The organism is Pseudoxanthomonas beigongshangi (genome assembly GCF_016820515.1).
In the GTDB taxonomy this organism is placed as follows: Bacteria; Pseudomonadota; Gammaproteobacteria; order Xanthomonadales; family Xanthomonadaceae; genus Pseudoxanthomonas_A; species Pseudoxanthomonas_A beigongshangi.
The window spans coordinates 22,623-49,095 of sequence record NZ_JADHDV010000027.1 but is presented as its reverse complement, the minus strand read 5'-3'; the positions used below and the strand labels follow the sequence as shown (position 1 = coordinate 49,095).

The 26,473-nt window shown below is 68.1% G+C and carries 28 protein-coding genes and 1 pseudogene; 13 read left to right on the top strand and 16 right to left on the bottom strand.

The features are described from left to right. On the bottom strand, positions 1-416 hold a 416-nt coding region (locus IQ458_RS16770; protein ID WP_203323524.1), incomplete at its 3' end, for an NAD-dependent epimerase/dehydratase family protein. Between the two features lie 399 nt (positions 417-815). On the opposite strand from IQ458_RS16770, the gene IQ458_RS19695 reads away from it, so the two are divergent. From IQ458_RS19695 to IQ458_RS16735, 7 genes are all read left to right on the top strand, one after another. Further along, on the top strand, positions 816-1,271 hold the full coding sequence (locus tag IQ458_RS19695) for an alpha/beta fold hydrolase (RefSeq protein ID WP_328805216.1): 456 nt from the start codon (positions 816-818) through the stop codon (positions 1,269-1,271). Between the two features lie 49 nt (positions 1,272-1,320). Continuing rightward, positions 1,321-2,223, top strand: coding sequence for a phosphogluconate dehydrogenase (NAD(+)-dependent, decarboxylating) (gene gnd, locus IQ458_RS16760; protein ID WP_203323523.1), 903 nt, complete (start codon positions 1,321-1,323; stop codon positions 2,221-2,223). 117 nt (positions 2,224-2,340) lie between these two features. Beyond that, positions 2,341-3,018, top strand: a complete 678-nt coding sequence (locus IQ458_RS16755) for a type 1 glutamine amidotransferase domain-containing protein (protein ID WP_203323522.1) — start codon at positions 2,341-2,343, stop codon at positions 3,016-3,018. Between the two features lie 72 nt (positions 3,019-3,090). Further along, entirely contained in the window at positions 3,091-3,378 is a 288-nt protein-coding gene (locus tag IQ458_RS16750) for a DUF3247 family protein (RefSeq protein WP_183644515.1), read from the top strand. Between the two features lie 14 nt (positions 3,379-3,392). Continuing rightward, on the top strand, positions 3,393-3,587 hold the full coding sequence (locus IQ458_RS16745; protein ID WP_183644513.1) for a CPXCG motif-containing cysteine-rich protein: 195 nt from the start codon (positions 3,393-3,395) through the stop codon (positions 3,585-3,587). Between the two features lie 67 nt (positions 3,588-3,654). Continuing rightward, entirely contained in the window at positions 3,655-4,959 is a 1,305-nt protein-coding gene (locus IQ458_RS16740) for a PQQ-dependent sugar dehydrogenase (protein WP_203323521.1), read from the top strand. Positions 4,960-5,030: 71 nt separating this feature from the next. After that, positions 5,031-5,468 carry a hypothetical protein gene (locus IQ458_RS16735; protein WP_203323520.1) on the top strand — a complete coding sequence of 146 codons (438 nt, stop codon included), beginning with the start codon at positions 5,031-5,033 and terminating at the stop codon, positions 5,466-5,468. Between the two features lie 236 nt (positions 5,469-5,704). Here IQ458_RS16735 and IQ458_RS16730 read toward each other — a convergent pair whose 3' ends face one another. Both IQ458_RS16730 and IQ458_RS16725 read right to left on the bottom strand, forming a co-directional pair. After that, complete coding sequence (locus IQ458_RS16730) at positions 5,705-7,549, bottom strand: ABC transporter ATP-binding protein (RefSeq protein WP_203323519.1); 1,845 nt, start codon at positions 7,547-7,549, stop codon at positions 5,705-5,707. A 74-nt stretch (positions 7,550-7,623) separates the two neighbouring features. After that, positions 7,624-8,196 carry an NADPH-dependent FMN reductase gene (locus IQ458_RS16725; RefSeq protein WP_203323518.1) on the bottom strand — a complete coding sequence of 191 codons (573 nt, stop codon included), beginning with the start codon at positions 8,194-8,196 and terminating at the stop codon, positions 7,624-7,626. 76 nt (positions 8,197-8,272) lie between these two features. Between IQ458_RS16725 and soxR the strand changes: the two genes are divergently transcribed. Beyond that, positions 8,273-8,752, top strand: coding sequence for a redox-sensitive transcriptional activator SoxR (gene soxR, locus IQ458_RS16720; protein WP_305076303.1), 480 nt, complete (start codon positions 8,273-8,275; stop codon positions 8,750-8,752). Positions 8,753-8,921: 169 nt separating this feature from the next. Here the strand turns inward: soxR and IQ458_RS16715 are convergent, their stop codons facing one another. After that, on the bottom strand, positions 8,922-9,965 hold the full coding sequence (locus IQ458_RS16715) for an oxidoreductase (protein ID WP_203323517.1): 1,044 nt from the start codon (positions 9,963-9,965) through the stop codon (positions 8,922-8,924). A 157-nt stretch (positions 9,966-10,122) separates the two neighbouring features. On the opposite strand from IQ458_RS16715, the gene IQ458_RS16710 reads away from it, so the two are divergent. Further along, entirely contained in the window at positions 10,123-10,497 is a 375-nt protein-coding gene (locus tag IQ458_RS16710) for a BON domain-containing protein (protein WP_183644494.1), read from the top strand. Positions 10,498-10,632: 135 nt separating this feature from the next. Here IQ458_RS16710 and IQ458_RS16705 read toward each other — a convergent pair whose 3' ends face one another. Next, on the bottom strand, positions 10,633-10,980 hold the full coding sequence (locus tag IQ458_RS16705; protein ID WP_268963397.1) for a helix-turn-helix domain-containing protein: 348 nt from the start codon (positions 10,978-10,980) through the stop codon (positions 10,633-10,635). A gap of 163 nt (positions 10,981-11,143) precedes the next feature. On the opposite strand from IQ458_RS16705, the gene IQ458_RS16700 reads away from it, so the two are divergent. Next, positions 11,144-11,383 carry an XAC0095 family protein gene (locus IQ458_RS16700; RefSeq protein ID WP_141454044.1) on the top strand — a complete coding sequence of 80 codons (240 nt, stop codon included), beginning with the start codon at positions 11,144-11,146 and terminating at the stop codon, positions 11,381-11,383. Between the two features lie 92 nt (positions 11,384-11,475). Here IQ458_RS16700 and IQ458_RS16695 read toward each other — a convergent pair whose 3' ends face one another. The 7 genes from IQ458_RS16695 to IQ458_RS16665 form a co-directional block, all read right to left on the bottom strand. Continuing rightward, positions 11,476-12,948: an efflux transporter outer membrane subunit gene (locus IQ458_RS16695; protein WP_203323515.1), complete on the bottom strand. Its 1,473-nt coding sequence runs from the start codon at positions 12,946-12,948 to the stop codon at positions 11,476-11,478. Beyond that, entirely contained in the window at positions 12,942-13,676 is a 735-nt protein-coding gene (locus IQ458_RS16690) for an SDR family oxidoreductase (protein ID WP_183644485.1), read from the bottom strand. Before IQ458_RS16690 ends, IQ458_RS16695 begins: the two co-directional genes overlap by 7 nt. 55 nt (positions 13,677-13,731) lie before the next feature. Further along, complete coding sequence (locus IQ458_RS16685) at positions 13,732-16,902, bottom strand: efflux RND transporter permease subunit (protein WP_203323514.1); 3,171 nt, start codon at positions 16,900-16,902, stop codon at positions 13,732-13,734. A 116-nt stretch (positions 16,903-17,018) separates the two neighbouring features. Then, entirely contained in the window at positions 17,019-18,239 is a 1,221-nt protein-coding gene (locus IQ458_RS16680; protein ID WP_183644479.1) for an efflux RND transporter periplasmic adaptor subunit, read from the bottom strand. A gap of 67 nt (positions 18,240-18,306) precedes the next feature. Beyond that, positions 18,307-19,083, bottom strand: a complete 777-nt coding sequence (locus tag IQ458_RS16675; protein ID WP_192197260.1) for an SDR family oxidoreductase — start codon at positions 19,081-19,083, stop codon at positions 18,307-18,309. Next, positions 19,080-19,565 (bottom strand): hypothetical protein, encoded by a 486-nt coding sequence (locus IQ458_RS16670; protein ID WP_183644473.1) that lies wholly within the window; start codon positions 19,563-19,565, stop codon positions 19,080-19,082. Before IQ458_RS16670 ends, IQ458_RS16675 begins: the two co-directional genes overlap by 4 nt. Then, entirely contained in the window at positions 19,562-19,789 is a 228-nt protein-coding gene (locus IQ458_RS16665; RefSeq protein WP_203323513.1) for a hypothetical protein, read from the bottom strand. The genes IQ458_RS16670 and IQ458_RS16665 overlap by 4 nt, the downstream gene beginning before the upstream one ends. Before the next feature lie 129 nt (positions 19,790-19,918). Here IQ458_RS16665 and IQ458_RS16660 point away from each other — a divergent pair, with 129 nt between their 5' ends. Together IQ458_RS16660 and IQ458_RS16655 are read left to right on the top strand one after the other, a co-directional pair. Further along, positions 19,919-20,971, top strand: a complete 1,053-nt coding sequence (locus IQ458_RS16660; protein WP_203323512.1) for a LysR family transcriptional regulator — start codon at positions 19,919-19,921, stop codon at positions 20,969-20,971. 80 nt (positions 20,972-21,051) lie between these two features. Further along, positions 21,052-21,648 carry a hypothetical protein gene (locus IQ458_RS16655; RefSeq protein ID WP_183644464.1) on the top strand — a complete coding sequence of 199 codons (597 nt, stop codon included), beginning with the start codon at positions 21,052-21,054 and terminating at the stop codon, positions 21,646-21,648. Between the two features lie 167 nt (positions 21,649-21,815). Here the strand turns inward: IQ458_RS16655 and IQ458_RS19690 are convergent, their stop codons facing one another. Next, a complete protein-coding gene (locus tag IQ458_RS19690) occupies positions 21,816-22,136 on the bottom strand; it encodes an OmpA family protein (RefSeq protein WP_235996918.1) in 321 nt (106 codons plus the stop codon). A 60-nt stretch (positions 22,137-22,196) separates the two neighbouring features. Continuing rightward, positions 22,197-24,230, bottom strand: a pseudogene (locus tag IQ458_RS16650) (sodium-translocating pyrophosphatase); the annotation flags it as partial. Positions 24,231-24,484: 254 nt separating this feature from the next. On the opposite strand from IQ458_RS16650, the gene IQ458_RS16645 reads away from it, so the two are divergent. After that, complete coding sequence (locus tag IQ458_RS16645) at positions 24,485-25,012, top strand: hypothetical protein (protein WP_203323510.1); 528 nt, start codon at positions 24,485-24,487, stop codon at positions 25,010-25,012. Between the two features lie 145 nt (positions 25,013-25,157). Here IQ458_RS16645 and IQ458_RS16640 read toward each other — a convergent pair whose 3' ends face one another. Together IQ458_RS16640 and IQ458_RS16635 are read right to left on the bottom strand one after the other, a co-directional pair. After that, positions 25,158-25,709, bottom strand: coding sequence for a DUF2846 domain-containing protein (locus tag IQ458_RS16640; RefSeq protein ID WP_203323509.1), 552 nt, complete (start codon positions 25,707-25,709; stop codon positions 25,158-25,160). Positions 25,710-25,716: 7 nt separating this feature from the next. Continuing rightward, positions 25,717-26,343, bottom strand: coding sequence for a hypothetical protein (locus tag IQ458_RS16635; RefSeq protein WP_183644453.1), 627 nt, complete (start codon positions 26,341-26,343; stop codon positions 25,717-25,719). Positions 26,344-26,473 lie beyond the last annotated feature (130 nt).

The following is a 26,473-nucleotide window of genomic DNA, read 5'->3' as shown; positions in this document are numbered from 1 at the left end:
TCGCGGCACAGGACGGCGGCGAAATCGTCGCCGGCCGGGGTGGATTCATCCAGCAGGGCGTCTCCGTGCGCGCCGTAGTAGCCAATCGCCGAGCCGGAGACCAGCACATGCGGACGGCGCAGGCGCGGGGCCATCCAGCGCACCAGCTGGGCGGTGGTGTTCAGGCGCGAATCGCGGATGGCCTGCTTCTGCCGGGCGCTCCATCGGCGTCCCACCAGCGGTTCGCCGGCCAGGTTGACCACCGCCTCTATCTCGCCCGCCTCGGCCAGATCCTCGATGACCGCCACGCCGGGCAGGCGCTGGCGGGCCAGGGCGGGGCGGCGGGACCATACGGTCAGGCGATGGCCGCCGGCCAGGAGCCGGGTACACAGGGCGCGGCCGATGAAGCCGGTGCCGCCGGTGAGCAGGATGCGCATTCAGGAGGGGCGTCGTGGGGCCTTTCAGGGTACGCCCAGGCGCGTGTTCCGCCCGTGGAAAGCATCGTGCGCTCGGCTTCGGGGCGCGGGGCGACTAAAATTCGCGGATGCCCGTTTCTTCCCCGCGCCCGTCCCTCCTGCTGCTCCCCGGCCTGCTGTGCGATGCACGGCTGTGGCGGGACCAGGTGGAGGGCCTGGCCGACCTGGCCGACATCACCGTCCCCGACCTGACCCTGGACGACAGCGTCGGCGCGATGGCCGCGCGCGTGCTGGCGCGGGCGCCGGCGCGGTTCGCGCTGGGCGCGCTGTCGATGGGCGGCTACGTGGCGTTCGAGATCCTGCGCCAGGCGCCGCAGCGGGTGGAGCGGCTGGCGCTGCTGTCGACCAGCGNCGCAGCGGGTGGAGCGGCTGGCGCTGCTGTCGACCAGCGCGCGTGCCGATCCGCCCAAGCGCGCGGCGGTGCGCCGGGCCAGCCTGGCGCTGGCCGAGCGCGGCCGCTTCGCCGGGGTCACCCGCAAGCTGCTGCCGCAACTGGTGCATGCCAGCCGGGTCGACACGCCGGTCGGCGAGGAGGTGATGGCGATGGCCGAGCGGGTGGGCCGCGACGCCTTCCTGCGCCAGCAGCGCGCGATCCTGGAACGCCCCGATTCGCAGCCGCTGCTGCCCACCCTGTCGATGCCGACCGTGGTCGGCGTGGGCGACGACGACCGCATGACCGCGCCGGAGGAATCCAGGATTCTCCAGACCGGCATCGCCGGCGCGCGATTGCACGTGTTCACTGATTGCGGTCATCTTCCGCCGATGGAAAAGCCGCGCGAAACCAACGACCTGCTGCGGGCCTGGCTGACCGCCTGAGCCACGCGATTTCCCCCTCCACTCACTTCCCCCGAACTCAGGAGCATTTATGGAACTGGCAATGATCGGCTTGGGCCGCATGGGCGCCAACATGGCCGAACGCCTTACCCGCGGCGGACACCGCGTGCACGGCTACGACCCCGGCGAACCCGCGCGCAAGCAGGCGGCCGAACGCGGCATCGCCATTGCCGATTCCCTGCAGGCCGCGGTCGCCGCGCTGCCGTCGCCGCGCGTCGTCTGGGTGATGGTGCCGGCGGGCGTGGTCGACGACACCCTGGACACGCTGCTGCCGCTGCTGTCGGCCGGCGACACCGTCATCGACGGCGGCAATTCCAACTACAAGGAAACCATGCGCCGCGGCGCGCGCCTGGCCGAGGCCGGCGTGCACTACGTCGACAGCGGCACCAGCGGCGGCGTGTGGGGCCTGGCCGAAGGCTACAGCCTGATGATCGGCGGCGATAAGCAGGCGGTGGAAGCGCTGCGGCCGGTGTTCGAAACCCTCGCGCCGGCGGCCGATCGCGGCTGGGGTCATGTCGGTCCCTCCGGCGCGGGCCATTTCACCAAGATGATTCACAACGGCATCGAGTACGGAATGATGCAGGCGTTCGCAGAAGGCTTCGCCATCCTGGAGCGCAAGGAAGCCTTCGGCATCGATCTGCAGCAGGTCGCGGAAATCTGGCGCCATGGCAGCGTCGTGCGTTCCTGGCTGCTGGACCTGACCTCCGATGCACTGAAGAAGAACCCGACCCTGGCCGGCATCGCGCCGTACGTCGAGGATTCGGGCGAAGGCCGCTGGACGGTGGCCGAGGCCATCGATCTGGACGTGTCGGCACCGGTCATCACCATGTCGCTGCTGGAGCGCCTGCGTTCGCGCGAGGACGATTCCTTCGCCGACAAGCTGCTGGCGGCGATGCGCAACGAATTCGGCGGGCATCGCATCAAGCAGGGCTGATCCGGAAAGTTGACAGGGCGGTGACGGTAACGCGATCGCCACGGGATCGTTACCTGTCTTTAGCGGTTGCGCTGCTAGCGTCGCCACTTCCTCGATGTTCCCGCATGGAGCCGGATCATGAAGATCCTGATGGTGTTGACCTCGCACGATCGCCTGGGCGAAACCGGCCACAAGACCGGTTTCTGGCTGGAGGAGTTCGCCGCGCCGTACTACGTGTTCAAGGATGCGGGCGCGGAGATCGTGCTCGCCTCGCCGCGCGGCGGCCAGCCGCCGCTGGATCCGAAGAGCGACGCCGCCGATGCGCAGACGCCGGCGACGCTGCGCTTCAACAACGACACCGTCGCGATCGCCGAACTGGCGCAGACGCGGCCGCTGGCGGACGTGCTCGACGAGGACGTGGACGCGGTGTTCTATCCCGGCGGGCATGGCCCGCTGTGGGATCTGTCCGAGGACGCGGATTCGATCCGCCTGATCGAAACCCGTTTCGCCGCCGGCAAGCCGGTGGCGGCGGTCTGCCATGGACCGGCGGTGCTGCGCCACGCGCAGGGAACGCTCAGCCAGCCGCTGGTGAAGGACAAGCGGGTCACCGGCTTCACCAATGCCGAGGAAGCGGCGGTGGAGCTCACCGACATCGTGCCGTTCCTGCTGGAGGATGAGCTGAAGGCCAAGGGCGCGCGCTTCGAGGCCGCTCCGCCGTTCCAGCCGCACGTGGTGGTGGATGGCAAGCTGGTCACCGGGCAGAACCCCGCCTCGTCCGAACCGGCGGCGCGCGCGCTGCTCGAACTGATCGCCTGACGGTCCGCCACCTTCACGGGTGCTTATCGTCGCGGCGCTAGAGTGGAACCGTCCCTCCCTGGAGCGACGGCCATGATCGAAGTTCCGCAGACGCTGTACACGCGGCAGGCCGACATCGAACGGCTCGAGGCGATGGTGCGGGCGCTGCCCGACGAGGCGGTGGTGGAACTGCGCCTCACCGATGGCGGCACGCTGACCGGCACCGTCTCCACCCGCCCGAGCGTGCAGGTGTTCCGCGACGCCGACGGCGTGGAAGGCTTCAACGCGGTGGTCCGCCTGGACGACCAGCGCGATCCCGCGCGAGCGCACTATCTGTGGATGGATCGCATCCGCGAGATCGTGCAGCTCGGTTCCGCCTGAGCCGGCATCGACCCATGCCGCAACTGCCTTCCGCCGATATCGACTGCCCTTACTGCGGTGAAGCGATCACGCTGTTCGTCGACGATACGGCCGGGGATCAGGACTATGTCGAGGATTGCCAGGTCTGCTGCCGGCCCATCGAAATCCGTGTGCGGATGGACGAGGACGGCGTGCCGGCGGTGTCGGTGCAACGCCAGGACGACGCCTGAGCCGGTCTTGACACGGCGTTCGCCCTAGGAGGGCCAGCATGAATCGTCCTTCTCGAGGAGCGCGGCCATGGGCATGCGGAAGATCCTGGGAGGAGGGCTGGCGCTGCTGATCACCGCATGCGCCCCCTCCGTTGCGCAACAGGCCAGCGAAACCGGGCCGCGGCCGGAACTGCCGGCTCCGCAGAAGCGCTGGATTCCCACGGTCAACATCGCTCCCGCGGTCGGCTGGCCGGAGGGCGCGGCGCCAACCGCAGCCGAAGGACTGGCGGTGCAGGCGTTCGCCCGCGATCTGGATCATCCGCGCTGGCTGTACGTGCTGCCGAATGGCGACGTGCTGGTGGCGGAAACCAACGCGCCGCCCAAGCCCGGCGAGAAGGGGGGACTGCGCAGCTGGTTCATGAAGCGCACGATGGCCAAGGCCGGCGCGGGCGTGCCCAGCGCCAACCGGATCACCTTGTTGCGCGATGCGGACGGGGATGGCGTCGCCGAGACCCGCCACGTGCTGCTGTCGGAGCTGTTCTCGCCGTTCGGCATGGCGCTGGTCGGCGACCAGCTCTACATCGCCAACGCCGACGCGGTGGTGCGGGTGCCGTACCGCGCCGGCCAGACCCGTATCGACGCCACGCCGGTGAAGCTCGCCGATCTGCCCGGCGGACCGATCAACCACCACTGGACCAAGAGCCTGCTGGCCAGCGCCGACGGACGCCGGCTGTACGTCGGCGTGGGCTCCAACAGCAACATCGGCGAGAACGGGATGGCGCACGAGACCGACCGCGCCGCAATACTGGAGATCGACATCGCCAGCGGCCGGCGGCGCGTGCATGCCTCCGGCCTGCGCAATCCGGTCGGCTTGGCATGGGAACCGGTCACCGGCGCGCTGTGGACGGTGGTGAACGAACGCGACGAGATCGGCGATCAGTTGGTGCCGGACTACCTGACCCGCGTGCGCGAGGGCGCCTTCTACGGCTGGCCCTACAGTTATTACGGCGCGCACGTGGACGCGCGGGTGCAGCCGCAGGATCCCGCGCGGGTTGCGCGCGCCATCGCCCCGGACTATGCGCTGGGCGCGCACGTGGCGGCGCTGGGACTGGCCTTCGCGCGCGGCGAACCGATGCCGGCGCGTTTCCGCGAAGGCGCGTTCATCGGCCTGCACGGCTCCTGGAACCGCTCCGAACCGGCGGGCTACAAGGTGGTGTTCGTGCCGTTCGCGCAGGGCCAGCCGGCGGGATCGCCGATCGACGTGCTCACCGGCTTCCTCGATGCCGAAGGCAACGCGCGCGGTCGGCCGGTCGGCGTGGCGTTCGACCGCGGCGGCGCGTTGCTGGTGGCGGACGATGTGGGAAATGTTGTCTGGAGGCTCGCCCCGCGTTGAGGACGTAAGCGCAATGACAGTCCGCCGGGCGTATGCTCGCGCCGTCCGACAACCTGGGGAGGGAAGGGCATATGAACGGCACGATGGAGATTCCGCGTTCCAAGGGGTTCTGGCTGGTCGCCGTCCTCGCGCTGATCTGGAACCTGATCGGCGTGGCGATGTTCTGGATGCAGGTGAACATGAGCGCCGAAGCGCTGGCAGCGATGACCGAGCGGCAGCGCCAGGTCTACGAGGCGACGCCGATGTGGCTCAACGTGGCCTTCGCGATCGCGGTGTTCGGCGGCGTATTGGGTGCAATCGGCATGCTGATGGGGAAACGCTGGGCGGTGACGATGTTCTTCGTCTCCCTGCTCGCGCTGCTGGTGCAGATGATCGGCGCCTACCTGGTGACGCCGGCCTGGGATGCCTACGGCGTGGCGGGGCTGGTGATGCCGGCGGTGTTGATCGTCATCGCCCTGCTGTTCTGGCGCTACGCGCAGAGGTGCGTGGTGCGCGGATGGCTGGTGTAGGGAAGAGCAAATCCCCCTGACCTCAAGCGCTTCTCAACCGCCGAATGGCGGGTCAAGCGGGAGGCAAAAAACCGGAGCTCGCAATTGCCCCCTTTGAAAAAGGGGGCGGGCACCTGCGTAAGCAGGTGACGGGGGATTTGCTCTTGGCGCCAAAAGCAAATCCCCCTCAATCCCCCTTTTTACAAAGGGGGAGGCAAGAGCAGCATTCCCGAATCCCGAATCCCGAATCCCCGCCGTCACCCCACCTCCGCCACATCCAATCCGATAAAACCACCGGACTGCCGACGCCACAGCGCCGCATACAGGCCGTCGCGCTGCAGCAGTTCGTCGTGGCTACCGGTTTCGATGATGCGGCCCTGGTCCATCACCACCAGGCGATCGAGCACGGCGATGGTGGACAGGCGGTGGGCGATGGCGATGACGGTCTTGCCTTCCATCAGCGCGTAGAGCTGTTCCTGGATCGCGGCCTCGACTTCCGAGTCCAGCGCCGAGGTTGCTTCGTCCAGCACCAGGATCGGGGCGTCCTTCAGCAGCACGCGCGCGATCGCCACGCGCTGGCGCTGGCCGCCGGACAGCTTCACGCCGCGCTCGCCGACATGGGTGTCGTAGCCGCTGCGGCCCTTGGCGTCGGTCAAGGTGCGGATGAACTCATCCGCGTGCGCGCGCCGGGAGGCTTCGACGATCTGCGCCTCGTCCGCGTCCGGCCGTCCGTAGCGGATGTTGTCGCGGATGGAACGGTGCAGCAGCGAGGTGTCCTGGGTGACCATGCCGATGTTGCGGCGCAGGGACTCCTGGCGGACCCGGGCGATGTCCTGCCCGTCGATCAGGATGCGCCCGCCCTCCAGGTCGTAGAAGCGCAGCAGCAGGTTGACCAGGGTCGATTTGCCGGCACCGGAGCGGCCGACGATGCCGACCTTTTCGCCCGGACGGATGACCAGCGACAGATCCTCGATGACCTTGGAGGTGCGGCCATAGTGGAACTGCAGGTGCTCGAAGCGGATCTCGCCGCGGCTGACCTCCAGGTCGCGCGCGCCGTCGCCATCGGTGATCGCCAGCGGCTGGGCGATGGTGTTCATGCCATCCTCGACCGTGCCGATGTTCTCGAACAGGCTGGCGACTTCCCACAGGATCCAGTCCGACATCGAGCGGATGCGCATCACCAGGGCGATCGCGACCGCAATCGCGCCCAGCGAGATCGAACCCTGCAGCCACGCCATCACCGCCAGTCCGCCCACGCCGGCCAGCAGCAGCGCGTTGATGCTGTGCAGGCTGACGGTCAGCTGGGTGACCAGCCGCATCTGCCGGTGCACGGTGACCATGAACTCGTCCATCGCGTCGCGTGCGTAGTCCTGCTCGCGCATGGTGTGGGCGAACAGCTTGATGGTCTGGATGTTGGTGTAGCTGTCGACGATCCGGCCGGTCATCTGCGCGCGCGCGTCGGACTGGGCCATCGACACCCGCTGCAGGCGCGGGACGAACCAGAACAGGATGACCAGGTAGCCGACCAGCCACAGCGCCAGCGGCAGGATCAGGCGCAGGTCCGCGCGCCCGACCAGGATCACCGTGCCGACGAAATAGACGGCGACGTAGACGAACACGTCCATCAGCTTCATCACCGTCTCGCGGATCGCCAGCGCGGTCTGCATGACCTTCTGCGAGATGCGGCCGGCGAACTCGTCCTGGAAGAACGACACGCTCTGCCGCAGCAGGTAGCGGTGCGACAGCCAGCGCGCGATCATCGGGTAGTTGCCGAAGATGGTCTGGTGGATCACCAGCGACTGCACCAGCACCAGCAGCGGGTACACCACCACCACCAGCGTGCCCATCCACAGCAGGGTCGAACCGTGGGTGGACAGGAAGCTGGCGCGATCGGCGCTGCCGAGCCAGTCGACCAGATCGCCCATGAAATCGAAGAACAGGATTTCCAGCGCGGAGATGGCACCGGTCAGGACCGACATCAGCAGCAGCCACGGCAGCAGCGGTCGCGAGTAATGCAGCAGGAACGCGAACAGCTTGCGCGGCGGCGTGGCGGGTTCGCCGGCGGGATAGGGATCAATCCGCTTTTCGAAGAATCGGAACATCGGTCGGGTCTTCCATGTGCACGCGGCACGTCAGGGGGAATGCCCGCCCCGCCATCTCCGGCGGCGGTGGGCCGTCATCGCGCGGGATAGGGCCAGGCCGCGCGCGCCTGGCGCAGGGCATGGCCCATCCAGGCCAACTGGTCGAGCATGGTGGAGGCGGCCTGCGCGCTGGCCGCCGCGTCGCGCGGCTGCCCATCGGCGCCGAAACGGTCCCACGCCATCGGGAACAGTACCGAATTGCGCACCGCGCAGGCGTGCAGTCCGGAGAACACCTGGCGCAGTTGCTCCACCGCGCGCGAACCGCCGCTGACGCCGCCATACGCGACGAACGCCACCGGCTTGGCCTGCCAATGCTCCTGGACCGAATCGATCAGGAACTTCAGCGCCGCGGGATAGCCGTAATTGTACTCCGGCACCACCAGCAGGAAGGCATCGGCGCGCCAGATCCGCTGCTGCAGGTTGACCAGATCGGCGGAGGGCGTCATGCCGTGCCGATGCGGCAGGTCCATCAGGGCGGGGTCGACCACGTCCACCGCGTAGTCGCGGCGCTGGTCTATCTGGCCGCGGATCCAGTTGGCGACCACGTCGCAGAAGCGGCCTTCACGGTTGCTGCCATAGATCAGGGCCAGGTCGAGGGGAGGAGTCATGACGCATCAAGGACTTGCAGGGAGAGGCTGCACAGGGTAAAACCTCAATCAATATTGAGGTCAAGCGAGTGTGGCCATGTCCGCGCAAGCCAAACCGGAAACGGCGAAGAAAAAGGCGAACGTCTGCATGGAACTGACCGTGGGCGAAGTGGCGGCGAGAGCGGGGGTGGCGGTCTCCACCCTGCATTTCTATGAAAGCAAGGGCCTGATACACAGCTGGCGCAATGCCGGCAACCAGCGCCGCTACCCGCGCGAGGTGCTGCGGCGGGTCGCGATCATCAAGGTGGCGCAGCGCACCGGCATTCCGCTCGCCGAGATCCGCGAGGCCCTGTCTTCGCTGCCGGAAGGGCGCACGCCCACCGCCGCCGACTGGCGCAAGCTTTCCGCGCGCTGGCAGGCGGATCTGGACGACCGCATCGAGCGGCTCACCCGCCTGCGCGACCACATGGACAGCTGCATCGGCTGCGGCTGCCTGTCGCTGAAGGTCTGCCCGCTGCGCAACCCGCTGGATGAACTGGCGGACGAAGGTCCCGGCCCCCGCCTGCTCGACCCATGACGTAGAGCCGAGCTCGCTCGGCTCCGGGGCGTCCAGAGAATAGAGAAACCTCCCGCGCGCGGCGCCAGCGGAGCAAGCTCCGCTCTACACGTCGAGCCGAGCTCGCTCGGCTCCGAGGCGTCCGGCGAAAAAAGAAACCTCGCGCGGCATCAGCGGAGCAAGCTCCGCTCTACGCGTAGGAGATTTCGCGGCGTTCGTCGGCGCTGCGGATGCCCAGTTCGATCAGCCGCATCACCGCCAGCGCTTCCTCCGGGGTGACCGGCAGCGGCGCGCCGTCGACGATCGCCGCGCGCATCGCCGCGTAGTAGTGCCGGTAGTCGCCGGGCAGGCTGTCGACCGTATGCGTGGTCGGTACGCCGTCCTCGCCGGCCAGGACCAATTCGCCCGGGCGTGGATCCGCGCCCCAGCCGGTGTCGCCGGGCAGGCCGCCGGCGCGCAACCGATCTTCCTGCGCGTCCAGCCCGTGCTTGAGATAGCTGCCGCGATCCCCGTGCACGGCGTAGCGCAGGCCGTTGCCGGGCACCAGCGAACCCGCGTGCAGGTGCACCCGCACGCGCGGGTAGCGCAACTGGACGTGGAAGTAGTCCGGCGCGCGCGCGCCATGGCGCTGCTTCGCCAGATCCGCCTGCACCGCCAGCGGCGTGCCGAACAACTGCAGCGCCTGATCGGCCAGGTGCGGGCCCAGGTCGTACCACAGGCCCGCACCGGGCACGTCGCTTTCGCGCCAGCGCTGCGCGACCTGCGGGCGATGGCGATCGAAATGGGAGTGGAACTCCGCCACCTCGCCGAGCACGCCATCGGCCAGCAACTGGCGCACGGTCAGGAAATCCGCATCCCAGCGCCGGTTCTGGAACACGCTGACAAGCCGATCGCTGGCGCGCGCCTGTGCGATCACCCGTTCGGCTTCCGCCAGCGACAGGGTGAACGGCTTGTCCACCACCACGTGTTTGCCTTGCGCGAGCGCGGCGATGGCCAGCGGCGCGTGGGTGTCGTTGGGCGTGGCGATCACCACGACGTCGATCGCCGGATCCGCGAATGCCTCCGCCGGATCGGCCACCACCCGCGCATGCGGCAGGTCCGCATGCACCTTGCCGGCATCGCGCGACACCACGGTGTGCAGGATCCAGCCGGGCGTGCGGCCCAGCAGCGGCGCGTGGAACACCTTGCCAACGAAGCCATAACCGAGCAGGGCGACATTGAGGGAGGTGGTCATGCGCGGGTTCTCCGGACTCATCGTGCCGCGATCTTAACGTCTGCATGGCGCAACTGAATGGCGCACCTGCCGGAAGCGGCGCAAACCGCCGCTCTTCACGCCTGCTGTACGCCGGCGTGGGAAGACTGGTCACGGTTTCCGCAAAACAGGAGGAACCATGAACAGGTCAACTCCCCGTGTTTTCCGTCCGTTGCTGGCCGTGGCCTGCGCCACCGGCCTGTCGCTGATCTGCGCCGGCGCGCTCGCGCAGCAGCAGACCGAACCGGAAGAGCAGCGCGCGCAATCCGCCTCGCAGGGCGATTCGAGCCAGCCGGTCAACGACACCTGGATCACCACCAAGGTGAAGACCGAACTGCTGGCCGCCGAGGACGTCTCCGGCCTCGACATCAAGGTCGAGACCACCAATGGCGTGGTCAAGCTCTCGGGCCGGGTCGACAACCAGGCCCAGGTCGACAAGGCGGTATCGGTGGCGCGTGGCGTCAAGGGCGTCGGCAAGGTCGACAGCAGCGGCCTGAGCGTCGGCGCGAAGTAACCGGAAACGACAAACGACATCAACGTGTGTGGCACGAAGCGGGCGCATCCCAACGCAGGATGCGCCCGTTTCTCTTTCCGCCGGCAATTGCATCCATCCCCATCGGCGGGCGCACGCCGATGCACGGATGCGCGATCACTCCTGCAACAGATCCAGCAGCGCCTGGCGCTTGCGTGGACTCAGCCGGTCCAACAGCTTCAACAGGCGGCGCTGTTCGCTGGCGAGCCGGTAATCCGCGCGCGATTCGGCGACGTGGCCACGGCGCGGCTGCTGGCCTTCGCCGGTTTCCAGCCAGTACGCATCCACGCCGAGTACGTGGGCGAGCGAACCGATCTTCGAAGTGCTCTTGCTGACACCGCGTTCCAGCGCGGAATAACTCGGCTGGGTGATGCCGACCGCCTGTGCGATCTGTTCCTGTGACATGCCGATCGCGGCACGCGCTTGTGTGAGTCGCTGAGCGAGAGTGGGGCCTGACTTGACCATGCGCATACGCTAACGGTCGCGCCCGTCGGCAGGCAAACAGGCTTGCCTATCACGGGTGCATATGCAAGGCTCTCTAACCATCGTGATGTGCGTTTTTATAGTGTGGTTTTTCACGTTTTTCATCCGCGCGCACGATGCAAGGATCGCTGACAGGAGGACGACGATGCAGGCACGCGGAACGCCGGACGAAGATCCCGGTTACCACCTTCCGGAAGAAGCGCAACTGCAATTGCAGCAAGTGCGTGATCAACTGGAAATGATGGCGGCGCTGGTGATGCCGGCACATCGCCGCGACGATGCCGACGACGCGATCCGGCTCAAGCCTTCCGCGCTGGCCCGCTGCTTTCGCCAACTGGCCGACGAGATGACCCGCGCGCTCGGTACCACCCGCTGGCATGGCTGAAATAAGCGGGGCCAGGTCCACCCGACCCGGCCCCACGCCTTCCCTGGCGTCATCGGCTCCGCCGATGGCCTGTCCTGTACTTCTACTTCACTTCAGCGCTGCACCAGCGTCGTGTCGCTTTCGCCACGCGGCGCGGGATCACCGATCTCGCGCTTGACGCTGGCCAGCGCCGGATCCACGTCCGGTTCGCCCCAGCCGCCCAGCGACTTGTAGACCGCGACCACGCCGACGTTGACGCCGGCCTCGGCCTGCGCGAGCGCGTCGTCGGCGGCCAGTTGGGTGCGCTGTGCATCGAGCAGGGTGAGGAAGTCCGACGCGCCGGCCCGGTAGCGGGCCTCCGCCAGATCGGCGGCACGGCGGGCCGCGGTGGCCTGCTCGTTGACCCGCAGCAACTGGGTCTGCCGCTTGGCGTAACCCAGCAACGCGTTCTCGGTGTCTTCCAGCGCGCCCAGCACGGCCTTCTCGTACTCGGCCACGGCACCATCGTTCTGCGCCTGCACCGCGCGCAGGCGCGCACGCACGCTGCCCAGATCGAACGCCGCCCAGCTGATCGACGGCGTCACCGACCAGGCCTTGTTGTCGCCGTTGATCAGCCCGCTGAAATCACCGGCGAGGAAGCCGACGAAACCGCGGATGCTCACCCGCGGAAACAGATCCGCGGTGGCGACGCCGACCCGCGCGGTGGCAGCGGCGAGCCGACGCTCGGCCGCGCGCACGTCCGGACGCTGGCGCAGCAGGCTGCCGGTGTCGCCAATCGGCAGCACCTTCACCAGCGCCGGTGTTTCGCGCGGCGCCAGCACCGCGTCGAGCGTGCCCGGCCGGCGGCCGGTCAGCACTTCGATGCGATGGCGCGATTGCGCCTCGGCGGTTTCCAGCACCGGCAGGGTCGCCTCGATGGCCTTCATCCGCGCCAGGCTGCTCTGCACTTCCAGTTCGGTGCCCGCGCCGAGCTCCCAGCGCGACTCGGTCAGGCGCTGGGTCTCACCGAGATTGCCCAGGGTCTTGCGGGCCACGTCCAGGCGTTTCTGCGCGCCGCGCAGTTCGAAGTAGTTGCGCGCCACTTCCGCCGCCACGCTGACCTGCATCGCGGTCATGTCGTTGCGCTGGGCCTGCAGGTCCGCATGCGCGGCCTCGGCGGAACGGCGCAGCCGGCCGAACAGATCCAGTTCCCAGGCGGCGTCGAAACCGACGCTGTCGGTTTCGGTTTCCACCCGGCCCTGATCGGCCACCGGCTGCTTGCTGCGGGTCTGCTCCACGCCCAACTGCACGTGCGGGGCGAGATCCAGCCGACGCTCGCTGAACACCGCGCGCGCCTCCTGGACCCGGGCGGCGGCGATCCACAGATCGGGATTGGCGGCGAGCGCGTCGGCGATCAATTGGTCGAGGGTGGGATCCTCGAACTGCGACCACCAGTTGGCGACCGGGCGGGTGTCGTTGAACGCGGTCTCGCTGGCGCTGGGCAGCGTGGCCGGCGCCAGTTCCGGCGCACGGTAGTCCGGGCCGACGGTGGCGCAGGCGGCCAGCAGCGCGGAGGCGATGCCGACGACGAGGGAACGGATCACCATGGCAGCACCTCTCCCTGGTAGAAGAAGCCGCCCTGCGGACCGTTGTCGTCGATCAGCGCCAGGGCGACGCTGGTGCGGGCGCCGTCGGCGATTTCCAGTTCGCCTTCGCCGGCGTTCATGTCGGTCTTCACGTAGCCGGGATGGATGGTGTTGACCTTGATCCGGCTGTCGCGCAGTTCGTAGGCCAACTGCACCGTCCACGCGTTCACCGCGCTCTTGGAGACGTTGTAGGCCGGCACCTTGAAGTCATAGATGGGCGAGGACGGATCCGCGTTCAGCGCCACCGAGCCCAGGATGCTGGACACGTTGACGATGCGGCCGGACGAGGACTTGTGCAGCAGCGGCAGGAACGCCTGGGTCACCGCGATCAGGCCGAACACGTTGGTGTCGAAGGTCTTGCGCCAGGTCGCGGCGGTCTGCTCGGAGACCTTCTTGCCCATTTCGTCGACCAGGATGCCGGCGTTGTTGACCAGGATGTCGAGGCGGCCGTGGCGCGCCTCGACGGTGCCGACGGCCCCGGCGATGCTGGCATCGTCGGTGACGTCCAGCGTGATCGCTTCCACCGGCAGGCCTTCGGCCTGCAGCTTGAGCGCGGCCTCGACCGCCTTGGCGCGATCGCGGCCGGCCAGCAGCGTGTGCACGCCGGCCTCGGCCAGTTGCCGCACGGTGTGCAGGCCGATGCCGCGGGTGGCGCCGGTGACCAGGGCGATGCGGGATGTGTCTTGCATGGGATTCTCCAGGGAGTGGGGGAGGGAGAAACGAACCAAAGGACGAAAGGGATGCTTACGGGTGTGCTTCACCGGTCGCGTGCGCCGGGGCGTGCGAGACCAGTGGGCGATGCGCGAGCTTGCGCAGCGCCACGTAGAACACCGGGGTCAGGAACAGGCCGAACAGGGTCACGCCCAGCATGCCGGCGAACACGGTGATGCCGGTGACCGAGCGGACTTCCGCGCCGGCGCCGGTCGACAGCACCAGCGGCACGGTGCCGGCGATGAACGCCACCGAGGTCATGACGATGGGACGCAGGCGCAGGCGGCAGGCTTCCAGCGCCGACTCGACGATGCTCTTGCCTTGCAGCTCCAGCTCGCGGGCGAACTCGACGATCAGGATCGCGTTCTTGCACGCCAGGCCCATCAGCACCACCAGGCCCACCTGCACGAACACGTTGTTGTCGCCGTTGGTCAGCCACACGCCCAGCAGCGCCGACAGCAGCGTCATCGGCACGATCAGGATCACCGCCAGCGGCAGGGTCCAGCTTTCGTACAGCGCCGCCAGCACCAGGAAGGCCAGCATCACCGCCAGCGGGAACACCACCAGCGCGGCCTTGCCCTGGGTCGCCTGCTGGTAGCTCAGATCGCTCCAGTCGATGCCCATGCCGGTCGGCAGGACCTTCTCGGCCAGCTCGGTGACCTTGGCCATCGCCTCGCCGGACGACAGCACGCGCGGATCGGCTTCACCCAGCAGGTCGGCGGCCGGATAGCCGTTGAAGCGGATCACCGGATCCGGACCGTAGGTCTGCTTGATGTTGACCATGCTGCCGACCGGCACCATCTCGCCGTTGGCGTTGCGGGTGCGCAGGTTGGCGATGTCCTCGACGTTGTCGCGGAACTGGCCGTCGGCCTGGGCGATGACCTGCCAGGTGCGGCCGAACATGTTGAAGTCGTTGACGTAGGCCGAACCCAGGTAGGTCTGCAGGGTGTCGAACAACTCGGTCAGCGGCACGCCCTGGGCCTTGGCCTTGACGCGATCGACCTCGGCGTCCAGCTGCGGCACGTTGGCCTGGTAGCTGCTGATCGGGAAGCCCATGCCCGGCGTCTGCGACGCCGCGCCCTGGAACGCCTGCACCGCGTTCTGCAGCTCGCCATAACCCAGGCGGGTGCGGTCCTCGATGAACAGCGACCAGCCCGAACCGTTGCCCAGGCCCTGGATGGGCGGCGGCATCAGCGCGAAGGTGAAGCCTTCCTGGATGGTGGAGAACTTCTGGTTCAGCTCGGCGGTGATCTGCTCGGCGCTGTTCTTGCGGTCACCGAACGGCTTGAGGTTGAAGAACACCACGCCGCTGTTGGGGGTATTGGTGAACTGCAGCGGGTTCAGGCCGGGGAACGCGATCTCGTCCTGCACGCCTTCCACTTCCATCGCCATCTTGGCCATCTTCTTCAGCACCGCATCGGTGCGTTCGATCGAGGCGCCTTCCGGCATCTTCACGCCGGCGATGATGTACAGCTTGTCCTGCAGCGGGATGAAGCCCGCCGGCACCGCCTTGAACATCACGCCCGCGCCCAGCAGCAGCAGCGCGTACACCGCGAACACCGCGCCGCGACGGCCCAACGCGCGCGAGACCGCGCCCTCATAGCGCTCGGAGCTGCGCTTGAAGAACCGGTTGAACGGGCGGAACAGCCAGCCGAACAGGCGGTCGATGATGCGCGCCGGGGCGTCCTTGGGCGCGCCGTGCGGCTTCAGCAGCTTGGCGGCCAGCGCCGGCGACAGGGTCAGCGAGTTGATCGCGGAGATCACCGTGGAGATGGCGATGGTGACCGCGAACTGCTTGTAGAACTGGCCGGTCACGCCGGTCAGGAACGCCATCGGCACGAACACCGCGCACAGCACCAGCGCGATCGCGATGATCGGGCCGGACACTTCCTTCATCGCCAGGTGCGCCGCTTCCAGCGGGGTGGCGCCTTCCTCGATGTGGCGTTCGACGTTCTCCACCACCACGATGGCGTCGTCGACCACGATGCCGATCGCCAGCACCAGTCCGAACAGGGTCAGGGTGTTGATGGAATAGCCCAGCAGGTACAGCACCGCGAAGGTACCGACCACCGACACCGGCACCGCCAGCAGCGGGATGATCGAGGCGCGCCAGGTCTGCAGGAACAGGATAACCACCAGCACCACCAGCAGGGTGGCTTCCAGCAGCGTCGTGATCACCGACTTGATCGAATCGCGCACGAACACCGTGGTGTCGTACACCGAGGTGATTTCCACGCCCGGCGGCAGCTTCTTGCGGATCTCGGCCATCTTGGCGACGACCGCGTCGCGGATTTCCAGCGCGTTGGCGCCGGGTGCCTGGAAGATGCCCAGCGCGGCGGCGTTCATGCCGTTCAGGCGGGCGCGCAGGGTGTAGTCGCCGGCGGCCAGCTCGATCCGGGCCACGTCCGACAGGCGCACGATTTCGCCCTCGTTGCCGCTCTTGAGCACGATGTCGCCGAATTCCTCGGCGCTTTCCAGGCGGCCCTTGGCGTTGATCGGCAGCAGGAAGTCGCTGCCGTTGGGCATCGGCTCGGCGCCGAGCTGGCCGGCCGAGACCTGCACGTTCTGTTCGCGCACCGAGCGCAGCACGTCGCTGGCGGTCAGGCCGCGCGCGGCGACCTTGTCCGGATCCAGCCAGATGCGCATGGCGTAGTCGCCGCCACCAAAGGCCTGGGCATCGCCCACGCCGGTGATGCGCGCCATCTCGTCCTTGACGTGCAGGCGCATGTAGTTGCGCAGGTACAGCGAGTCGTACTTGCCGTCCTTGGAGACCAGATGGACGACCATCAGGAACACGGGGGACTGCTTCTGCGTGGTCACGCCCTGGCGGCGCACGTCCTCGGGCAGGCGCGCCTGCGCCTGGGCGACGCGGTTCTGCACGCGCACCGCGGCCTCGTCCGGATCGGTGCCCGGCTTGAAGGTCACGGTCAGCTGCAGCACGCCGTCGGAACCGGCGACGGACTTGATGTACATCATGTCCTCGACGCCGTTGATGGCTTCTTCCAGCGGCGTGGCGACGGTTTCGGCGATGACCTTGGGATTGGCGCCGGGATAGACCGTGCGCACGACCACCGAGGGCGGCACCACTTCGGGGTATTCGCCGATCGGCAGCATCGGGATCGAGATCAGGCCGGCGGCGAAGATCACGATCGACAACACCGCGGCGAAGATCGGCCGGTCGATGAAGAACTTTGAGAAGTCCATGGGTGGATTTCCTGGAAAATGGGAAAGCAGAGGACTCGCCCCTCCCACGACGTGGGGGAGGTGGGGAGGGACGGCTCAGTCAATGCGTTGCCCGCCTCCGGCGGGCGCGGCGGGGCTTACTTCATGGCGACGGCGTCGGGCGCGGGGGCCTTGTCTTCCGGCTTGGCATCCATCGCGACCACCTTGGCGTTCACCGGCATGCCGGGGAAGAACACCTTCTGCACGCCGCTGATGATCACGCGGTCACCGGCGACCAGGCCCTGTTCGACGATCCGCAGGCCCTGCACCATCCGGCCCAGCTTGACGTCGCGGCGCTGCGCCTTGCCTTCCTTGTCGACCACGTAGACATAGCGGCGGTCCTGATCGGTGAGCACGGCCTTGTCGTCGATCAGCGCGGCCTTGAATTCGCCGCTGCCCAACAGGCGCACGCGGGCGTACAGTCCCGGCGTGAACAGGCGATCCTTGTTGTCCAGCACCGCGCGGGCGCGGATGGTGCCGGTGCTGCGATCGACCTGGTTGTCGAGGAAATCGACCGTGCCGTTGTAGGGGAAGCCCTGGTCGTCGGCCAGCGCGACCTGCACCGGTACCTTGCCGTCGCGTTCGCTCGGGCGTTCACCCTTGCGGGCCATCTCGGCGTAACGCAGGAACGCGCGCTCGTCGGCGTCGAAGTGCACGTGCACCTTGTCCAGCGACACCAGCGTGGTCAGCACGCTGGCGCTGTCGCCGGCGGTGACCAGGTTGCCGGCGGTCACCAGCGCGCGCCCGGCACGGCCGTCGATCGGCGCGCGCACCTGGGTCCATTCCAGGTTGAGGCGGGCCGAGTCCACCGCGGCCTGGGCGGCGGCGACGTTCGCCTGCGCCTGGGCGGCGGCGGAACGGCGCTGCTCGTATTCCTCGGTGGAGATGGCCTGCAGCTCGGACAGCTTGCGCGCACGCTCGGCCTCGCTGCGGCCCAGTTCGGCCTGGGTGCGGGCACGCGCCAGTTCGGCCTGCGCGCGCGCCAGTTCGGCGCGGTAGCTGCGCGCGTCGATGGTGAAGAGGACTTCGCCCTTCTTCACTTCCTGGCCTTCGGTGTAGTTGACGCGATCGATGTAGCCGGACACGCGCGGACGCAGTTCGACGTTCTCGATGGCCTCGATGCGGCCGCTGAATTCGTCCCACTGGCTGACCGGCTTGATCAGCACCGGGGCGACGCTGACCGAAGGCGGCGGCGGGGCGCCGGTTTCGCTGGCCTGGCCGCCGCTGCAGCCGGCCAGGATGGCCAGCGACAGCACGCTGGCCGCGCCCAGGGCAAGGAATCGTCGCGTACGCGGAGCGATGTCGATGTACTTGTTCATGGAAGTCTCGTGGTGGGTGGGGGAGGAACAACGGGCGTGAAGCCTAAGACCTGAACTTAAGTTGAGGTCAAGCGGGGGCGGCATCGCCCCAGCGGGAAGCGGGAAAATCGGAGAACAGCGTCCGGGTCGGTGCCGCCGCCAACTCCTTCGAATAGGAGACGATTGGCAGTGGCTTGCCGTGACGGCTCAGCAACGACACCGCATTGCGTCCCACCGCCAGCGCGTTGGGCCATTCGGCGCAGGCGTTGCCGGCATTGGCCGGCGTGCAGATCGGCTTGTCCACCGACAGCAACTGCACGCGCACGCCCAGTGCGTGCGCTTCCTCGTGCAGCACCTGCGCCATCATCCGCATGGTGGCGCCGGTCACCGAAGCATGTCCGTAGCCGGACCATCCGCGTTCGGCGAACGGGCCGCCGACCAGGATGTAGTGCGTGGTGCCACCCGACTCGGCCAGCAGCGGCAGCAGGTGCCGGGCCGCGGCCAGGTGCGGGATGACGTCCATTTCCAGTTTGTGGCGAAGCACGTCGGCGGGCTTGTCCAGCAGGCGCCCGGATTCGAGCGGGCTGGTCAGGCTGGCGAACACCGCGCGCAGCGGCCGGCCGCGCGCACGGATGTCCCGGGCCAGCCGCGCCGCATCGTCATCGCTGAAGATGCAGCCGCTGTGCATGAACTCCAGGCCGGGCTCGTCGGTGAAGCGATCGGCCAGCGCCTGCATGCGCGGGCCTTCGCGTCCAACCGCCAGCACCGGGCTGCCGACTTCCAGCAGCGCGCCGACCACACCGGCGCCGACCGTGCCGGCGGCACCCAGCACCAGCGCCTGCGGATGCGCGGCGGTGCCTTTCATGGCCGGCTCCGGCGGGAACCCGCGCCGGTCAGCAGCGCGCGCTGGCCGAACGCGCGGGCGCGCAGCACGGTCGCGGCGCCCGACTGCATCCGGCGCGGCACGGTGAATTCCCGGAAACCCGCCACCGGCGGCCGCGGGGACAGACGCGCACGCGACGGTTCGGTCGACGTGTCGGCGGACTGTCCCCGTGACCAACGGCGCCACCACCTGGCCAGCAGGCCGGACACGCCGCCAGGCGCTTGGGGGAGGGAGGCGGCGGCATTGTCCGGGGCGGTGGCTTTCACCGCGTCGGCGGGGGAGGGTTCCGACGTGGGGGAAAGTGTGGGGCGGGCGGACGGGAAAGCGATATCCGGATCCTGCGGCGTGATTGCACGATCCTGCGATGCGGAACCGGAACGCACGGTCGCGGCCAGGTTCAGGCGCAGCGCCGGGGACGGCGACGCCGCCTGGCCGGAGAAAGAAGAAGCAAGTATCCCGCTCATGGGATGTTTACTCCCGCATTCGGGATAATTATCGGGAACAGCCAGGGAGCGGTCGCCGACGGGGTGCTGCCTTGACCCACCTCCACCGTTTCGGCCGCGCGGCGCGGACGCAGGCGGATCTCCACGCCAGGCGCGCGATGGGCCAGCGTAAACGACCGCATGACCGGTGTTTCGGACAGGCGGCGGACGGCCAGGGGAAGGCGGTTGGGCAGGGAAAGCGACATGGGGAGGTCATCGCCAGCGGAACAGGGGGCTACCTTATGCCTTCAATGGGGACTTGATTAGTCCGGATTTAGGGGAATAATCATCCCGCTGGCGGTCCAATCCGGATCCGCCTCCCCGGAGTCTCCCCCATGAGCCACGATCTCAACGACACGCTGATCTTCGTCAAGGTGGTCGAACAGGGCAGTTTCATCGCCGCCGCCAAGACGCTCGGCCTGCCCAAGACCACGGTCAGCCGCAAGGTGCAGGAACTGGAAACGCGCCTGGGCGCGCAGTTGCTGCATCGGACCACCCGCAAGCTGGGCCTCACCGAAGCGGGCAACATCTACTACGAACACTGCCAACGCATCGCGCGTGAACTGAGCGAGGCCGAAAGCGCGGTCAACCAGTTGCAGGGTGGCCCGCGCGGCTGGCTGCGCTTCACCACGCCCTACTCGATCGGCATCGACAAGATTGCCCCGCTGCTGGGCGAATTCCATGCGCAGTTCCCGGAGATCCGGGTGGAAATGCTGCTCAGCAACGAACCGCTGGATCTGATCGGCGGCGAGATCGACGTGGCGCTGCGGCTGGGCAACCTGCCCGATTCCAATCTGGTCGCGCGCCGGCTGGGCGTGCTGCGCACCCAGGTCTACGCCAGCAAGAGCTACCTGGCCCGCTACGGCGAACCGTTGGGCCCGGACGATCTCCAGCACCATCGCGCGCTGGCGATGCCCAAGCACCGGCGCGGCGGCGGCAGCTTCTGCTGGACCCTCAACGACGGCAACCAGGACAAGGACTTCGCGATCAACCCGATCCTGGTCGCCAACGATCCGGCCGCGCTGAAGGGTGCGCTGCTGTGTGGCGAGGGCCTGATGGTGGCGGCCGACGTGATGGTCAAATCCTACCTGGAACAGGGCTACGTGCAGCGTGTTCTGGCCGGATGGACCGGCCCGGAATTCGAGTTCAACGCGGTGTTTCCGCGTGGCCGCATGATGTCGCCGAAGGTGCGCGCGTTCGTCGATTTCCTGGTCGAGCGGCTGAAGTTCGACATGGACTACATGATGGAACACTGCCCGGTGTACCTGAAGCAGCAGGCCGAGGCGTGCGCGAGCGCGCTAGCCGAATCGGCGCGCCGCGAAACCGAAGCGGAGGAGGCGGTGGAGATCGCCACCGGCCGTCGCGTGCTGGCGGAAGTCGTGGAGTGACACGCTTCCCGCGTCGCCGCCACGGAACCGGCTAACATGCCGCCGTGGCGCGACGCGCGCGCCCTTGCCGGAGGCGAACGATGAAAGCATGGATTCCCGTGGCCGCGATGCTGCTGCTGGCCGCCTGCAAACCCGCCGCGGAACCGCAACCTGCAGCCGCTCCCGAACCCGCTGCCGTCCCGGCCGAAGCCGCGGCCCCGGCGGCGGACGCGCCGGCGTCTTCCACGCCCGAACCGATTGCGCAGACCCATGGCGGCGCGGCCGCGCCGACCCCCGCCGCGGCCGGTGAAGCCGACGATCACACCGAGGTCAACCAGCGCATCGGCCAGCTGCTGGGCGACGCCGCGCGCTATGAAACCGCAATCCTGGCGTTCCAGCAGGCGGTCGCGCAGAAGGACGCCGCCACGGTGGCGGCGATGATCGACTTCCCGTTCAAGACCACGGTCGATGGCAAGGCCACGACCATCCGGAATGCGCCGGAATTCATCGCCCAGTACGGCCGCATCGTCACCCCGGCGATGGCCGACGCGATCGTCCGCCAGCGCTACTCGGAACTGTTCGTCAACTACAAGGGCGTGATGTTCGGCAGTGGCGAGGCATGGCTCAACGGCATCTGCGTGGACAAGGCCTGCAATTCCTTCAACGTGCGCGTGGTGGCGCTGCAGCCGACCCGGTGAGTCCCTGACCTGTGGGAGCGACGTAAGTCGCGAGGCTCTTACGGGACCGCATCCGTCGAAGATCGGCGCATCGCGACTTACGTCGCTCCCACAAGATGGGGTATCCACAACAAACAGGGCGGCCATTGGCCGCCCTGTCTGATTGCGCCGACGAATGCCGGTTCGCGCTATTCCACCTTCACTTCCACCCGCCGCGCCTCGTCGGCGTTGCCGTTGCCCTCGGTCTGCATCGGCTTGTCCAGTTCGATGCGCTCGGCGGCGATGCCATTGACCACCAGCCACTGCTGGATGGCCTGCGCGCGCTGCTTGGCCAGCTCCTGGTTGGTCGCCAGATCACCGCTGGCGTCGTGGAAGCCGGACACCCGCGCCTTGCTGTCGGATTTGGCGTGCAGGCTGCCGAGCACGCTGGCCAGCTGCGCGCTGGCATCGGCCGGAACCACCGCCGAGCCGACATCGAAGTACACCTTGGCCAGGCGGGCGTCGGTCATCTCCGCGACGTGCATGGATTCGGCCGAATGGGCGCCGCCCTTGAACCAACCGTCCACCGGCAGCAGCGGCACCAGCAGCAGGGCGACGATGTTGATGATCTTGATCAGCGGATTGATGGCCGGGCCGGCGGTGTCCTTGTACGGATCGCCGACGGTGTCGCCGGTGACCGCGGCCTTGTGCGCATCCGAACCCTTGCCGCCGTGATGGCCTTCCTCGATGTACTTCTTGGCGTTGTCCCAGGCGCCGCCGCCGGTGCACATCGAGATGGCGACGAACAGGCCGGTGACGATCGTGCCCATCAGCAGGCCGCCCAGCGCGGCCGGGCCGAGCAGCAGGCCGACGATGATCGGGATGATCAGCGGCAGCAGCGACGGCACGATCATTTCGCGGATCGCCGACCTGGTCAGCAGGTCCACCGCCTTGTCGTACTCCGGCTTGCCGGTGCCTTCCATGATGCCCTTGATCTCGCGGAACTGGCGGCGCACTTCCTCCACCACCGCGCCGGCCGAACGGCCCACCGCCTGCATCGCGAAGGCGCCGAACAGGTACGGAATCAGGCCGCCGATCAGCAGGCCGACCACCACCTTGGGATCGTTGATGGCGAAACTGACCGCGCCCTCGCCGAACTTCTCGCCCAGCTTGTGCGCGTAGTCGGCGAACAGCACCAGTGCCGCCAGCGCGGCCGAACCGATCGCATAGCCCTTGGTCACCGCCTTGGTGGTGTTGCCGACCGCGTCCAGGGCATCGGTGATTTTGCGGATGTCCGGGCCCAGCTCGCTCATTTCGGCGATGCCACCGGCGTTGTCGGTGATCGGGCCGTAGGCATCCAGCGCGACCACCATGCCGGCCATCGACAGCATCGCGGTGGCGGCGACGGCGACGCCGTACAGGCCGCCCACCCAGAAGCTGGCCAGGATGGCGATCGCCACCGCGATCACCGGCAGCGCGGTCGACTTCATCGACACCGCCAGGCCGGCGATGATGTTGGTGGCGTGGCCGGTTTCGGACGCCTTGGCGACCTGCTGCACCGGCGCGTACTCGGTGGCGGTGTAGTACTCGGTGATTACCACCATCGCCGCGGTCAGCACCAGGCCGATCAGCGCGCAGCCGAATAGCGGCATCAACAGTTCCGGCGCGAACATCGACTTGGTGACGAAGAAGAACGCGATGGCGGCCAGCACGCCGGAAACCGCGAGTCCGCGGTACAGCGCGTTCATGATCTTGCCGCCTTCACGCGCCTTGACGAAGAAGGTGCCGATGACCGAAGCCAGGATCGACACCGCGCCCAGCACCAGCGGATAGACTACACCGGCCCAGCCGTAGGTGGCGAAGGAGATGCCGGCGATCAGCATCGCCGCGATTACCGTCACCGCATAGGTCTCGAACAGGTCGGCGGCCATGCCGGCGCAGTCGCCGACGTTGTCGCCGACGTTGTCGGCGATCACCGCCGGGTTGCGCGGGTCGTCCTCGGGGATGCCCGCTTCGACCTTGCCGACCAGATCCGCGCCGACATCGGCGCCCTTGGTGAAGATGCCGCCGCCCAGGCGCGCGAAGATCGAGATCAGCGAGGCACCGAAGGCCAGCCCGACCATCGGCTGCAACGCGGCCTTGATCGCGGCCTCGGTGGGCTGGCCGTTCCAGACCACGATGAAATAGCCGGCCACGCCCAGCAGGCCCAGGCCGACCACCAGCAAACCGGTGACCGCGCCGCCGGTGAAACTGATCTTCAACGCCTGGTTCAGGCCGTGGGTGGCGGCCTCGGCCGTGCGCACGTTGGCGCGCACCGAGACGAACATGCCGATGAAACCGGCCACGCCCGACAGCGCCGCGCCGATGGCGAAACCGATGGCGGTGGGCCAGCCCAGCGCGGGCACGAAGCCGATGATCAGGAACAGGATGACGCCGACGATCGCGATGGTGGTGTATTGCCGGCGCAGGTAGGCGCTTGCGCCTTCCTGCACCGCCGCCGCGATTTCCTGCATGCGCGGATTGCCGGCAGGCCGGGACAGAATCCAGCGTGCCGAGAATATTCCGTAAAGAATTGCCACCGCGGCGCAGACCAGCGACAGCGTCAAACCGTGTTGTTCCAGCATGACCCCTCCCAAGGTAGATGGATGACGTCCGGCGAGTGCATGACCGGTCGAAAATCCGGGTGGGGCGGTGATCCCGATGGAGCCTGTCGAACGGGATACAGCCACTGCGGCGAGGGGCCGCGCGGATACCGACGTGTTCAGACAATCCCTGGAGCGCCCCGAGTATGACCCGAGCCCGGCCCGCCCGCCAACCACGAGCCGGGGTTCAGGCAGGCCGTGCCAGCCTTGCGCGGTCGTGTTCCCGAGGTTGCCCGATGCGTCCGATTTCCCCCCTCGTCCTCACCGCCACCCTGGCCGCCGCCGTTGTCCTGCCGGCGTTTGCGGCCGAACCGCAGCCGGAGATCAAGCGGCCCGGCGCCGCCACCGCGCAGGCGGTGGGCGCGGTCCATACCATCCGCCAGATTCCGGAGGCGTGCGCCCGTTTCGAGGGCATGTTCACCGGCGATGCGGCGCAGCCCTACCGTTTCAGCGTGGTCCGCACCAGCGCGCAGTGCCAGCCGCGCGCGCGCCTGCTGGACGCGGCCAAGGCCAAGCCGGACACGGCGTCGGGCTGGCTGCTCAACGACGTGATCCGCATTCCGAGCGCGGCCTGCGCCTCGCAACAGGCGGTCGTCCGCATCTGGCGCAAGCCGGTGGCGGTCAGCACGCCGGACAAGGATGGCCAGGGCCAGGCCCGCATCTATCTGGAAGACGCCAAGCAGGACATCGCCGCCGGCAAGATCGCGCAGGCGAAGATTCCGCTGTTCGCCGCCGTGATGAAGGTCGAGGGCAAGTGTCCCTAGGGTGGGGACCTGCCTGACGGCCATCGTCGTTGCTCGACGATGGTCGAGCAATCCGTTCGAATCACGCCGCGTCATTCCCACCACGCGCGCAATGACCACACGCGGCGCACGCGGGCCCAGCCGCGCGTGCGCCGGTGGATAAAACTCAGTTCTTCAACGGCTTGGACGGCTTGAGCTTGCCGGACATGGCGTCGAACGCGGCCTGATCCGACGGCGACAGGTTCGGCCGGCCCGCCAGGAAGCCCATGGTGATGCCGCCGATCACGTAGTAGGTCTCGCCGGCTTCCACTTCCAGGTTGAGCACGTCCTTGGCTTCCGAATGCACGGTGTAGGCGTGCGCGCCGGGTTCCACCGCGACGACGAAATAGCTGCCGCTGCTCAGCTTGCCCAGTTCGGTTTCGCCTTCGCGGACGATGTAGTTGACGGCGGCGCCGGCAAATTTCTTTTCACGGAAGAACACGATCTGGCCCTTGCCGGCCTCCGGAGCGGCGATGGCGATCGCGCCCTTGGACTGCGATGCCGGCGCGGGCGCGTCGGCGGCGGGGGCCGGCGCAGGTGCTGCTTGTTCCTGTGGCGCGGGCGAGGGGGCGGCATCGGCCGCTTCCGCCGGCGCCGCGGTGGCGGCTTCCTGGGCGGCGATGGCGAACGGGGCACACAGGACTGCGGCGATCACGAGGCGGGTCAGGCGGAAACGCATGGATGCTCTACTCCGTTGGTTGGGTGGTGGTGCGTGGGGATTCGGTTGGCGGCGTCCGCGCGATGGCGCAGGCCGGCGACGGCGATGCCGATGGCGGCAGCGCCTGCGCGAGCCGGGCCCGCGCGCGGGTGCCGGCGGGCAGTTCGATTTCCCTGCCCTTGAGGAAATAGGCGAAGGGACCGGCCACGACGGCCGTGCCGATCGCGGCACGCGAGCGATCCTGGCCGCTGCCGCCCAGCTTGAAACCGCGCAGTCGTATCTGCTCGCCCTGGTATTCGAGATACCGCGCCGCCAGCAGGATTTCGCCCGGCTTGCCGCCGCCGCGCGACGGCTCGGCATGCACGACTTCACCGACGCCGGCGGTGCCGGCGGGCAAGGTGCCGTCGGAAGTGATCACGGGCTCGACAAGCGTCAGGCGAAAGCGTTCGCCGCGTTGGGTGCGGGCGGAATTCAAGGTGTCCGCGAGTGCGAGTTCCAGCTCCGCGCCTTCCGATGGCGGGCAGGCCGGTACCGTGACGGGCGCCGATGGTGGAACCGCGGGAATGGAGGGAATCGCCTGACCCGGCGTGACGGCGCCAGCGACGGCGGACGCGCACAGCAACGCCAGCGCCGGCAAGGCGCGAACCGTCGACATCGGGTTTCCCCTCCAGATTTCCCCGCGCGCAGGCTAGCGCAGGCGTGGGGAACTGCATAGGGGATATCACGGCGAAGTTTGGGGCGACGGTGGGACTTGGTCCCCCCGCGTCATTGAATGGTGAACAAGG